Raw genomic sequence first — 12,359 nt, forward strand, 5'->3', positions numbered from 1 at the left:
CAGTCCGCACCCGCTTACCATGCCATACGGGGTTGCTACACGTGCACCCACAGATTCCGCGCGATCCACGGGCACAGGGCTCTCGACCGCATTACGGTTGACCCGGCTCCAAGGAGGATGAGTGAGGGTCATTCCGGGCGAAATTTCCGTTTCTACGGTCAGGAGTTCTGCTGAGCGACGGGTGCATGCGGCTCTCAGAGCGCTTCCTGACACCGATTCCGTGGCGTTCCACTCAGTGAATCTTCCTGAGCATGCCTACAAGCGGCTCGGAGAAATCGACTTTCTGCTGATAACGCCAGAGGTGTTGCTGACGATCGAGGTCAAGGGCGGCCCCATCAGTCGGCAGGACGGTCGATGGGTGTTCGGGCACGGGTCGCACCGGACGCCCAGAAGTGAAAGTCCGTTCGACCAGGCCCGATCCGCCATGTACGCCCAGGAGGCTCGGCTGAAGTCGGCCATAGGCAGCTCGCAGATGCACCAGGTGGCATCCGGATACCTGGTGATCACAACAGATGTGGATCTGCCGCCGAGCACGGAGTGGGCGCCCGAGATGTACCTCGGTTCGACCGCCTTCGACGAGGGCCGCGGTCTGCAACGTGCCCTGGAGCGTGCCCGCAGGTACTGGCCCCCCAAGAACCGCGGAGCCGGCTCCGTCATCCCGTCCAGGCTGCGGAGGGAATTGGAGAGAGCGATCCGCGATGACTTCGAGCTTCTTCCCACCCTGGCGGCGAGGTCCCGGACCCTGGACGAGAGTTTCCGACGTCTCACCGCCGACCAGTACGCCTTCATTGACGTGTTCAGCGCCAACAACCGCACTTTCTGCGAAGGTGGTGCGGGCTCCGGAAAGACCTTCCTGGCGGCGGAGGCGGCACGACGATGGGCAGTGTCTGGCCGTGTTCTGGTCACGTGTGCGAGTCCGTGTCTGGCCGCCTTCCTGGGAAGCCTGCTCGGACACGAGAACATCATCGTGAAGTCGTTCAACGAGCTTGGAACCGTTGCCTCCGACAGTTTCGACATGTTGATCGTCGATGAGGCGCAGGATCTCATGACCTTCGACTGTCTGGAACGTTTCGACCAGGTACTCCGTGGCGGATTGGACGAGGGACACTGGGTCGTCATGGCCGACCCGAACAACCAGGTCCTGGACATCGCCGGATTCGACGCCGACGCGCTTGCCCACCTGTTGTCCATTCACCCGGCGCGTGTTCCGCTGAACAGTAACTGCCGCAACACCACGCAGATCGTCCAGCAGACCCAGCTCTACACCAGGGCTGACCTTGGTGTGGCCAAGGCTGGGGCCGGCGATCCGGTCACATTCTGCGGAGTACAGGGTGAGGCCGACGAAGGAACAGCCCTGGACAAGCACCTCGACAAGCTCTTCGCCAACGACGTACGTCCAGGAGACATCACGGTCGTTTCCATCGGAAGTGACTGGGAAACGACGTCGGCCCGCGGGAGCACCCGCTTCAGGAAGATGGTCCGTCTACCTGAGCAGCTCAGCGCTCCCAGCCCGCGCGACCGCATCACATGGGCCACCGTCGATGAGATCAAAGGATTGGAAAACCGGTTCGTATGCGTCCTCGATCTCGACGAGGACGCCCTGGCTGACCGGCTCGACAGGTTGTACGTGGCGATGACGCGGCCGCGTATCCATTTGTGGATCGCCTGCCGTCGGGAGACTTCGGCAGCTCTGGAACGACTCGTCCGGTCAACGCTCTGACCATCCTGACCGCACGACAAGAGGATTCGGATGATGAGCCTCGCCAATGTCCGCGATGACTTCGTCGGGTACCTACGCTCCCAACTCGTCGGTCCCGCCGGCGGGGAGGAGGAGGTGCTCCGTGATCCACCTGACCGCCGGTATCTCATGGGCACGCTCTACCCCCGCGGAGAAGACCTTCGTGCCCGGCTGTTGGAGGGAGAGGAGGAGACTAACGAGTCGGCGACAGGCTCTTCTGAGGAAGACCGCTTCGCAGACGACCCGGTCGCGGAGGCGAACGCCTGGCTACCGTCATCCATGGGGGTCTCCTTCTTCACGAACGCCACGACACTGCAGGTCACCTGTACCGCCGCAAGATATGAATCCGATCGCCACGAGGGTAGGAAGGTCTGGAGGCGCGCGCCCCTTCCGCCCTCGGTGGAAGTGCTCACCGATTCAAGTACCTCCGATTGTCTCCTGAGCGTTCTTGATGACCACGCTCGGCTCCACGTGCGCCGCCGCCAGTTCGCCGACGGTTGGCTGGTCACCTGTGCGCTGGTCAACGCCCACGTCGAATCCCAGGCGGGTAAGGATTGGGACCTCATGCTGTTCCAGGCCGGCATGAAGGTGCGGACGCTGGACGGCGTGGTGCGGGAGTATCCGAGCATCCGACTGACCAGTCAAGACCCTGAAGAGCGGGAACTGCGTGTCCAATACAGGCACGCCAAGGCTTTCGCCGTGGGACACGGCTGCGCCGTTGACGAAGCCGTCGAGGATGAACATGTGGTCGAGATCTGCACCGAGGTCATGCCGCGTCAGGTGGTGGAGCATGTACGCTTCGCCGGTCCGGCCAACAGCCCCGTATTGCGTCTGGCGCGCCTCACGGATTCCGGCCTCGAATCCGAGCGACTGAATGCGGAGTTACACGAGTTCGTCGACGGCTACCAGTCATGGCTGCAGACGCAGCAAGAGGAGTGCGACAGCCTGCCAGAATGGGCGCGCAGGCCAGCTCAACGGATCATCGAGCGAGTTCAGGGCACCGTGGACCGCATGAGGTCCGGCGTGAACACGCTGACAAGGAGCACCGACCCCTCCATCCTCGTGGCCTTCCGGCTTGCCAACCGGGCCATGGCGCTGCAGATGCGCCACTACGAGAGCGATCTCGCCGGGTCGCGAAGACGGAGGGACGACGCCATCCCCGAGGTGGCCGAACCAGGCGATGCGTTCACCTGGCGCCCTTTCCAGCTCGCCTATTTCCTCCTGCTCGTCGACGGCCTGGTGGACGAGGGGCACTCGGATCGTGCTCTCGTCGATTTGCTGTGGTTCCCAACCGGTGGAGGCAAGACCGAGGCATATCTGCTGGTTGCCTGTTTCGTCATTCTGCTTCGCCGCATCCGCAACCCAGTCACGGGGAGCGGTACGGCCGTGCTGAGCCGCTACACACTCAGTCTGCTGACCACCCAACAGTTCCAGCGCACGGCGACCACCGTCTGTGCGCTCGAGTACCTTCGCCGGGGCAGGGATGTCAGTACACCCGATCTCGGGGGACCGATCACGATTGGCCTGTGGGTCGGGCTGGAGACCACGCCCAACTCGTATGTGGAAGCACAGAAGGGCCGTGACGAGGTCCTGGCTGCGAACGAGCCCGACGACCGCTTCCTGCTGGAGCGTTGTCCCTGGTGCGGCACCGAGATCGTGCCACGCAGACACTCTGAGACGGCCGCCTACGGAATCCGCGCAGACGGCGGCTCCTTTGAGTTCTTCTGCACCAGGCCGAAGTGCGAGTTCAGCGGGGTGATCCCAGTGTCGGTCGTGGACCAAGACCTGTACGACCGGCCGCCCACCGTCCTACTGGGAACCGTTGACAAGTTCGCCAGGCTGGCATGGGTTGGCGACGCGGGCAGATTGTTCGGCGGCGGCGGAAAGATGCGTCCATCCCTGGTCATCCAGGACGAGCTGCATCTCCTGTCGGGGCCTCTGGGCTCAACCGTTGGGATCTACGAGGCAGCAGTACTTGAACTCTGCTCCTGGGAAGGGAGCACGCCCAAGATAATTGCATCGACAGCCACGATCCGGCGCTCAGTCGAGCAGGTCAAGGGCCTATACGGTCGCAAAGTACAGCTATTTCCTCCCGCAGGGCTCGACGCACGCAGATCATACTTCGCTGAACCAGACCCAGACCATCCCGGTCGGCTCTATGTGGGAGTCATGGCGCAGGGGCACACCGGCACAACCTCGGCCGTCCACACTGCGGCCGCGATGCTACAGGCCCCAATGGTCATCGCCACCGAGGCCCCTGAGTGTGACGCCTACTGGACCCTCGTTGCCTACCACAACAGCCTCCGCGAGCTCGGACGCATGGTCACGCTCGCACATGACGACGTGCCCGCGCGTCTGGGACACCTGAGCGCAAACTCGACGCGGCGTCGAAGGCTGGACGAGGGAAAGATCGAGGAGCTCACCAGCAACGTTCCGCGCTCAGCCCAACCTCGGCTTCTGGACCGGCTGTCACGAACGTTCGCCGACCGAGACAGCATCTCGTTTCTGGCCACCACGAACATGCTCTCAGTGGGCGTGGACATCCCCCGGCTATCCCTCATGCTCATGAACGGGCAGCCGAAGACCACCGCCGAATACATCCAGGCCACCAGCCGTGTCGGTAGATCAGCAGTTCCCGGCTTGGTTGTTACCCTCCTTCGTTCCACCAAACCGCGTGACCGGTCGCATTACGAGACGTTTGGCGTCTACCACCGATCGCTGTACCGGCACATCGAACCCACCAGTGTTACTCCGTGGTCCATGCCCGCACGTCGGAGGGCGCTGCACGCTGTCCTCGTAATTCTCGTCCGGCATGGCCTTGGGCTGTCCGCCGACGCCCAAGCCGGAGAGATCACACGGTACGACGACGACCTGCCAAGCCTCACAGAACGTATCGTCCGGTTCGCCACGGCGGCGGACAAACGTGAGTCCGAAGCAGTTCGTTCGCAGCTCAGGGAGCTGGTCGAGGATTGGAAGCAGTTCGCCGAGATCGCTCGGGGCGACGGACAGCGTCTCTACTACACAGAGCAGGGACAGGGACGGCACAACCTGTTGAAGGCGTTCGGCCACAAACAGGGTGAATGGGAGACCCCACAGTCCATGCGTAATGTCGACCGCGAATGCCTGATCAAGGTCAGGGGAGCACGCTGATGGCGATCAAACGCAAGATCCGCCAGAGTCAGACCATCGTCCCTTTCGGAGTCGGCGGGATCATCGACATCCGTGGCGAATCCTTCGTGGCCACGGACATCACGACGTGGGGGAGTCACGGGAAACCGATTATCTCTCGCCGGCTCGCGGCTAAACTCGGCGTGCGTCAGTTCAGAGCCGCACCGGAAGCTCCGGACGGTAAACGTCAGTACATGCCGAACATTCCAGGTCCCGTCTACTCGAGGTTCCCCAAATGGCTCTTCTGCCCCCGCTGCCGATCCATGATTCGATGGAGGGTTCAGGACGAGGACGCCAATCGTGCACCGGCCTGCGGACGGTGCGAGCCCACTCAGAAACTCATTCCCATGCGTTTCATCCAGGTCTGCTCCCGAGGACACATGTCCGACGTCGACTGGTTCGAGTGGGCACACTCAAGAGGTCAGGAGCCCGACCAACGGCAGTGTGATGCATGGTTCCGCCTCAAATTCCGGGTTCGGGATTACTCCGGCGGGCTGAACGCCCTCATCGTCGCTTGCGCCGCCTGCAACGCGTATCGAACGCTGACCGGGGTGACCGGCAGGGACACGCTCGAGAAGTTGGGCGTGAAATGCGGTGGGCGGCAGCCATGGCAACGTCCAGAAGATGCGGAGGAGTGTGACCAGGCGCCCAGGGTCGTACAACGGGGCGCCAGCAACGTCTACTTTCCGGCAGTTCACTCGGCGATTGACGTTCCCAACATCGCTGATGTGCAGCCTCACAACGATGACGCCGCACAGGCCGTGCACGATCACGTTATGTGGCCCAGCCTCACCAGTGCGCCAACAGGTCCAGTTGCAGGTGCGATCCGCCGCCTCATCTCTGTTCAGTGCAAGGTGCCCGAGAAGTTCGTGGACGAACTCGTCCAACGCCACAACCATGAGTCCTCAGGCGCCGTCATTCTCTCTCCGCAGGCCACGGACCTGAGTCAAGATGAATGGGCAGTCTTCACCGCCGCCCTGCCGCAGCCTCTGGCAGCTTCCGTGAAGGGTGACCTGGTCATCAGAGAAGTTGGTCTCGGCGTTCACGTGGAAGATCCTCTCCATCTTCAACTGCTCCAGGAGCGTATCAACAAGGTCGTAGCAGTTGACCGGCTGCGCGAGGTGCGCGCTCTCGCGGGGTTCTGGCGTCTGCTAGGCCACGGTGACGAGGACTTCGTCTCCGTCCACCCTGACGGACGGCCGTCCTGGCTTCCCGCCGCCGAGGCCTACGGGGAGGGTGTTTTCCTGACCTTGGACGAACAACGGCTCCAAGCGTGGGAGAAGGACTCCGTGGTGTGGCACAGGACCGTCGGTGGTCTGGAACGAGATCTGGAAAGCGCCTTGCGAAAGGAGCAGCTTCGCGAGGTGACTGGACCACGCCTGTTGCCCCGCTACGTTCTGCTCCACACCTTCGCCCACATGCTGATCAGGCAGCTCGCCTTCGACTGCGGGTACAGCGCCGCCGCACTTCGCGAGCGCGTCTACGCCCGTGGATTCCCGGAGGAGGTCGAACGGCGTCCTCAAGCCGGCCTCCTCATCTACACCGCTGCCGGAGACTCGGAGGGAACGCTGGGCGGGCTGGTCAGACAGGGTGAGCCTCCCAATCTTGCAGAGGCGGTCATCCGTCTCCTGGAAACCGGATCCTGGTGCTCGAACGATCCTCTCTGCGCCGAGCGCACCGGATTCGCCAGCCTGAACAGGGCCGCCTGCCACGCCTGCGCCTTTCTGCCGGAGACCAGCTGCGAGACGGGTAACACCCTGCTGGATCGAGCTCTTGTCGTCGGAGCTGCGGATGTTCCCGGCTTCTTTCGCCCGATCATCGACGCCGCCATCGAACAATCCGCGCACGAGGTCCACACGTGGTGAGCAACCCAACGTTTCTCGACCTAGCCCCGGAGCAGCAGGACCTGCTTCTGGACCTTCCATTCGATGGCAGATACCTGGTCAGCGGCCCGCCCGGTTCCGGCAAGACTCTTCTCGCGGCCCACCGGGCAACCATGCTCGACATCGCCGGCAGGGAGGTCGTGCTGCTCACCTATTCCAACGTCCTTCGGCAGTACACCCGCTGGCTCGTAGAGCCATTGGGGTTCGGTGGAACCATCTCAACGTGTCACAAATGGTTCCACCGCTTCTGGAGGAGGCGTTACAACGAAGCGCCGCCGACCAAGGGAGACGGTATCGAAATTGACTGGACGGAAATACTCGTTCAACTGTCCACTTCGGCAATAGGCTTCGACGGCGAGATCGAATCTCTCGTGGTCGATGAGGGTCAGGATCTGCCCAATGAGTTCTACGCGCTGTGCACACAGCTGGCCGTTGACGTGACAGTCTTCGCAGATGATAACCAGCGTATCGGAAAGGATCAGAGCACACTCTCTGAAATCGAGGCCCTGCTTGGTAGCGAGGCGGAGAGGCATCACGTCATCGGCAATTACCGTAACTCCAGACAGATAGCAGAGCTGGCGAACCTTTTCTACTGCGGGACCAGCAGCCAGGCACCCCCAGCTCCACTTCGTGAGGGTGCGGTTCCCACGCTCGAGCGCTATGAATCAGAAAACGCGTTTGCCGACGCCGTTGCTGATTACGCGCGAGTCAATCGCCAGTTGGAGATCGGGGTCGCTCTCCCTCACCGGCAGCAACTCGTCGCTTTGACGGACGCACTCCACCGCCGCGGAATCCGTCACGTACAAGCCTACGTGAGCGACAGTCCGTATTTCCGTGACCTATATTTTCACAAGCCTGGGGTAAAACTATTCACCCCGGTCAGCATGAAGGGGCAGGAATTCGACACGCTGTACGTTCCCGAGTTGGAACAGTACGCCGGAGACGTTACCAGCGCCGTGCAGCGCATGCGCTTCTATGTTCTGGCTACGCGGGCACGGCGGGAACTGCACCTGTCCTACAGGGGCGAGCGTGAACCTGAGTTGGTCAGCTGCATTCCTCCGCTCGTCCTCAAACGTCTACACAGGTAGATCGATCGATCTCCACCTATGCTTCCCTCGGTCTGGCGTCATACCGAAGGACAAAAGACCTGCCCTCTTCACGTGCCACGCCTCTGCGAGCTCGAACCACAGAGCAGCTGCCAATACTCCACCCGTCCGCTTATCTCCGCCCCCCACCGAGAGCCCATTCATTGCGCTTGCGGTGAGGCCTCCCAAAATCCATTCGCAGTACTTATCTCTCGGCTATTTCAACCCGCTCCCGGGGTACACCCATCGACAGTTCACCAGGAAGCATCCCGTATCGGTGTCCCCAGGCGCGGGTGGAAGTTCCTATGCAGTGCTCGCAGCGGCGGCCCGCCTCTCCTCGACGTGATGGAGCATCGCTTGCACGTCTTGCATGTCCATCCCGCCAACGGTGGCTGGCTCTTCCGTCAGATCTCCAAGCTGACGGACGGACGCGTCGTCCAGAATACGCCCCATGAATTCGAGTTTCACCTCGAGGCGTCGGGCCACGACTTCATCAACGGTTGCTCTAGTCGCGAGAACCGTAACGTTGGTTTCCGCTTCGGGATCCAGGCCCAGACGGTGAATCCGGTCAAGGCTCTGAAGGAAACGACCTGCCATGAAGTCCCGATCGACATAGACCGCATCATTGCAGACCTGATGCAAACTGATTCCTTCGCCCAGGGTTGCAGGGTTGGAAACGAGAACCATGCATTTGGGATCCGTTCGAAAGCGAGCCAACTGGTCTTCGCGGTCCATCGTGTCACCATAGACGACGGCGGGCAAGTATTCCTCCAGTAGCCTCTCGAGCGTCTTGCCACTCCTCACAAAACCCGACCAAACAAGCGTCTTCTTGTTCTTGGCAGCATTTGCCGCAACGATATTCCGCGCCTCCTCATACTTAGGCGACAGTTCGTAAGAAGGAAGCTTCTGAAGCAGTTCATAGAGTGAGTCGCTGTGCGGGATCTCAAGTTGCGGCTCCTGATATATAAGAGGTTCATAGCGCTGGGCGGTATCTGCGAGCAGAGCCGGACTGGTAGCTGCCATGAGCATCCGCATGAGAGCCCGGCCAAGGGCGTCGAAACTCTCTCTTGAACCCTCCGCTCTTGCCGAAAACCTACCTGCTAATGCATCATAGATCTCACCATGAAGCGGCGGCATATCCACGTATCTAATTTTCGGGTCGACTGGCGGAAGGCCCAGCTCTTTCTTGGTTGTCCGAGTGAAAAGGGGTCTGAGAACCGAACTAGCATATGCAAGGTCCCCACCAGCTACGGCGCCTGCGACGACGCGCTTTCCATGTCCGGGCCATACGAAGGACAGGAGACTCTCCAAGTCCCGAGCACCATTCGGCGCTGGTGTGCCTGTAAGGATCAGCCTCTTCCGCGCGATTGGACCTAGGGCTAGGCAGGCAGAGCCATAGGTACCTTTAGCACCCAGCTTCATCCTATGAGCTTCATCCAAGACAATCATGGCCGGGACAGCCCTCAGCCAAGACGCCAGAGACGCCAGAGACCTACCGAGGCGCTCGTAATTAACTATAAGCATCTCTGCACCCGCATCTGGATGCTTCTCCATGATCTGGAGTCTGAGCGGCGTCGAGAAACACTCTTTGCTCTCAAACTCCCAGGACTCGTAGGCGGATTTAGGGCAGACGACGAGCAGACGGCGAACCTTCCCTGCTTCTCTCAGCGCAGAGAACGTGGCAAGCGCAACTCTGGTCTTTCCTGCTCCGGGCACGCTGAAGTTTGCCCCATGATTAAGGGAGAGAAGCTTCGCGATATCGCGAAGCTGGAAGTCAGTCAGGTCCGCTTTCCACCTGGAGCCCAGGGAAGCAAGAATATTTTCGACAGCGAACGATTCGGCAGGACCAGAGATCCGCTGCTCAGCAGCTTCGGCGTCGTCGAGGACTTCCCCCACGAGCAGCGCCAAGTCTTCGGCCCAGGACACCGTATCCGGTGTCGGCCAGGTAGCGAGCTCGCTAATGCCGGCTAGGAAATCGTCTAGATCCAGCTCTGCCGAGAGCGAGCTTCGATGAGTGCTGAGAGCGAATCTGCTCACTAGCCGACTTAGCTCGTCCTCATAGCCTGGGCGCACCTGCAACAAGACCCTCGTGCGCGTCAGATCGAATCCGATATGCAGAGAGTACTCTTCGTTTGGACTCATGATTCCTGACCTAGCTGCGTCGCATCGAAAAGCCAGGAGATTCCGTCGCCCGGGGTAGCGATACTCTTAGAGATCTCCACAGCCAGCTTGCTCATACCCTCGCGGAGCTTGAGCAATGCTTCGTCGAGGACCTCCTGATCGAGACTACGGGAAGCTCTCGCGAGCACCACATCGGTAGTGCACTGCTCGATATCCTGGACCGCGTCCAGAATTCGTTGGGGGGCGGCGAGCTTCTTCTTGCGAATGCGTGCACTCTTGCCAGCCGGCTCAAGCGCCTCCTCGATCGCCGCCTTGACAGCCACGAGGTTGCTTGTGGCAGTAGTCAGCTCATGCGTACCCGCGGCCTCGCCGGCAGTCTCGACGGCCTTCATTTGCAAGATTTCGTCAGTAAGCGCCTTTGCTTCGGAGACCTTATGATTGGCGGGTCGGACAGTCCTATTCAAACCTGGAATTGAGATTTCAGCCACTGCCTGCGGCTCCAGCTTCTCCCCAAGCTTTTCGGGAAGAAGCTTATCGAGATAGCGCTCACGGAAGTCGTGATCAATATACCGGATGTCCGTCTTGGAGAAGTCCATCGCGATAGCGAGCAGTCGGTTCTCCTTCATTAGATCTGCATTATCCCTGTTTCCAGCCGACTCGCTCATATACTTCCGATGGAGCTCGCGAAGCTTTTCTTGCTGCTTCTCAAAGTCGAGAAGACGGAGTTGGAATTTCCCATTCTTACTACGGTCCACCAGATCGCGGAGGCACGCCAGAATCCAGAGATCCTGTTCGCAAGTTGCTTTCCTGATACGGAAATCCCTCGCGATATCCTCGATAGACTTCCCCAATGCGCGCTGACCATCCATCGCCAGGAGCTTATTGATGTATGAGTAGTCACGCCGGTGATCAGGACGCAGCTGAAGAGAAAGTTCCACTGCGTCAATGTCGTCCCACGTGCACGAATCGGGGAGAACTCCGACACGGATATCTGGGACGCCGAGTTCCCTGAGTGCGGCACAGCGGGTATTTCCGTTTACGAGCACCCCTTCCTTCGTGATCAGTCCTGGCTCGGTCTGTTTGAAGTCCCGGAGGCTCTCCTTCAGCTCATCGAAGTCAGGATCTCTCTTGGACGGGTCTGCCGGCAGTGCCTGTAGGAGGTACTGCAAGTAGTCCTGACTTTCGGGGCTCCACGCGTTGGAGCCTTCGAGGCCTTTTTCTCGGAGCGGGTCATGTGCGCGCTGCGCTTTCACCCTCCGTGTCGCAGGGTTGTAGTAGAGGTTCTTGACCGGCATGCTTATGACGGGTACTGGAATCGTCTGGCCTCGCCATTCCACGGTGAGCGTTTCCTGGAGGCCTCCGCTGGCAGCGACCTCCTTGTGACGTTCCTCAACGAGCGCCCGATTGGTCTGCATAAGAGGCGGATATCCGAATTTCACGAGTCTTCTCCCATGTTGGCGCGGTTGTCGTCACCTGCCGCGGAGCCAGGTAGCTCCGCAGCAGGTCTTGCTACCTTTAGCTGGCGAAGGCACCACTGATCTCTGCCCGCGCAGTCGCCGGCAACGCCCTGTAAGCCGCCCAGAGCTTCTCGATCTCGCTATACTCGCGCTGCCCGTCGGCCATCCAGCCGGCCAGTATCTTCCGATCGAACGACGGCAGCTGCCTGATCCGTTCCACGATCTGCCTGACGTCCGCGACCAGTTCCCTCCCGCCAACCCTGCACCGGCTGCATTCGGTGACTAGCTCGATGGTGATCGACCCGTCCGGCTGCAGGGTCTTTCTCCGCGCGACCTCGAGCTGGGCAGTCTCCTGGCTGCCGGCGTAGTTTTCCGCCGCGCCGATCCCACATGAACGGCAAAGGTAGCCGTCCTTCACCAGCAGCTCACGCCGCTGCGCGGCAGTAATCGAGGACGACGACTTAGTCGCCCTCCCGGGCTCCCACACCGGCACGCCCTGCTCTGCGAACCTCTGTTGCGAGGCGTCCAGGCTTACGTCCTCTCGGTTCGTGTAGATGAGCCATCCGTGATCGCGGAGGTCGCGCATTCGCCTGTCGATCTGGGCGACGTCCGGAAAAGCGTCACGCAGTTGGGTCTTGGTGAACACATTCCCTACGCCGACCTCAGCCACGAGCCACAGCGCCGCACGCTTCATGGTGCCCAGCTTGCTGTCCTGCCAGTCCGGCAGCTCCGTTGCAGACATAGCGCTCCACCTTTCGTGATCGCCAAGGGCGCCAGATCGCACTCAGCGGGGGACGTCGTCTGGCTCACCAGGCTGCTCGACGTTCGAGAGCTCCTGGCATCACCAAGTGAACCGCCTGAACACCGCAGATTCCACCGAAGAACCATCTTTACCTCTAGATTTCAA

Annotated in this window: 7 protein-coding genes; 4 read left to right on the forward strand and 3 right to left on the reverse strand. The window is 60.8% G+C overall.

Translation table 11 applies throughout. From position 1 onward, the window contains the following. The first annotated feature begins 121 nt into the window (after positions 1 to 121). The 4 genes from ACIBQ6_RS34560 to ACIBQ6_RS34575 are packed head-to-tail and all read left to right on the forward strand — an operon-like array spanning position 122 to position 7,877. Positions 122 to 1,720: an NERD domain-containing protein gene (locus tag ACIBQ6_RS34560; RefSeq protein WP_397217043.1), complete on the forward strand. Its 1,599-nt coding sequence runs from the start codon at positions 122 to 124 to the stop codon at positions 1,718 to 1,720. Between the two features lie 30 nt (positions 1,721 to 1,750). After that, entirely contained in the window at positions 1,751 to 4,888 is a 3,138-nt protein-coding gene (locus ACIBQ6_RS34565; RefSeq protein ID WP_397217045.1) for a helicase-related protein, read from the forward strand. Then, on the forward strand, positions 4,888 to 6,771 hold the full coding sequence (drmB, locus tag ACIBQ6_RS34570) for a DrmB family protein (protein WP_397217047.1): 1,884 nt from the start codon (positions 4,888 to 4,890) through the stop codon (positions 6,769 to 6,771). The genes ACIBQ6_RS34565 and drmB overlap by 1 nt, the downstream gene beginning before the upstream one ends. Continuing rightward, the gene (locus ACIBQ6_RS34575) at positions 6,768 to 7,877 is read left to right on the forward strand and encodes an AAA family ATPase (RefSeq protein WP_397217049.1); all 1,110 of its coding nucleotides are present in this window, start codon (positions 6,768 to 6,770) and stop codon (positions 7,875 to 7,877) included. Before drmB ends, ACIBQ6_RS34575 begins: the two co-directional genes overlap by 4 nt. A 300-nt stretch (positions 7,878 to 8,177) precedes the next feature. Here the strand turns inward: ACIBQ6_RS34575 and ACIBQ6_RS34580 are convergent, their stop codons facing one another. The 3 genes from ACIBQ6_RS34580 to ACIBQ6_RS34590 all read right to left on the reverse strand — a co-directional run bounded on the left by ACIBQ6_RS34580 (position 8,178) and on the right by ACIBQ6_RS34590 (position 12,194). Then, the gene (locus tag ACIBQ6_RS34580; RefSeq protein ID WP_397217051.1) at positions 8,178 to 10,016 is read right to left on the reverse strand and encodes a DEAD/DEAH box helicase; all 1,839 of its coding nucleotides are present in this window, start codon (positions 10,014 to 10,016) and stop codon (positions 8,178 to 8,180) included. Beyond that, complete coding sequence (locus ACIBQ6_RS34585) at positions 10,013 to 11,434, reverse strand: transcriptional regulator (protein ID WP_397217053.1); 1,422 nt, start codon at positions 11,432 to 11,434, stop codon at positions 10,013 to 10,015. Before ACIBQ6_RS34585 ends, ACIBQ6_RS34580 begins: the two co-directional genes overlap by 4 nt. Positions 11,435 to 11,510: 76 nt before the next feature. Beyond that, entirely contained in the window at positions 11,511 to 12,194 is a 684-nt protein-coding gene (locus tag ACIBQ6_RS34590) for a hypothetical protein (protein ID WP_397217055.1), read from the reverse strand. Positions 12,195 to 12,359 lie beyond the last annotated feature (165 nt).

The organism is Nonomuraea sp. NPDC049655, assembly GCF_044465465.1.
In the GTDB taxonomy this organism is placed as follows: Bacteria; Actinomycetota; Actinomycetes; order Streptosporangiales; family Streptosporangiaceae; genus Nonomuraea.

Excerpts from the sequence above, each read along its gene's own strand:
- drmB (WP_397217047.1), top strand. The coding sequence starts at position 4,888 with ATGGCGATCAAACGCAAGATCCGCCAGAGTCAGACCATCGTCCCTTTC.
- ACIBQ6_RS34565 (WP_397217045.1), top strand. The coding sequence starts at position 1,751 with ATGATGAGCCTCGCCAATGTCCGCGATGACTTCGTCGGGTACCTACGC.
- ACIBQ6_RS34590 (WP_397217055.1), bottom strand. The coding sequence starts at position 12,194 with ATGTCTGCAACGGAGCTGCCGGACTGGCAGGACAGCAAGCTGGGCACC.
- ACIBQ6_RS34580 (WP_397217051.1), bottom strand. The coding sequence starts at position 10,016 with ATGAGTCCAAACGAAGAGTACTCTCTGCATATCGGATTCGATCTGACG.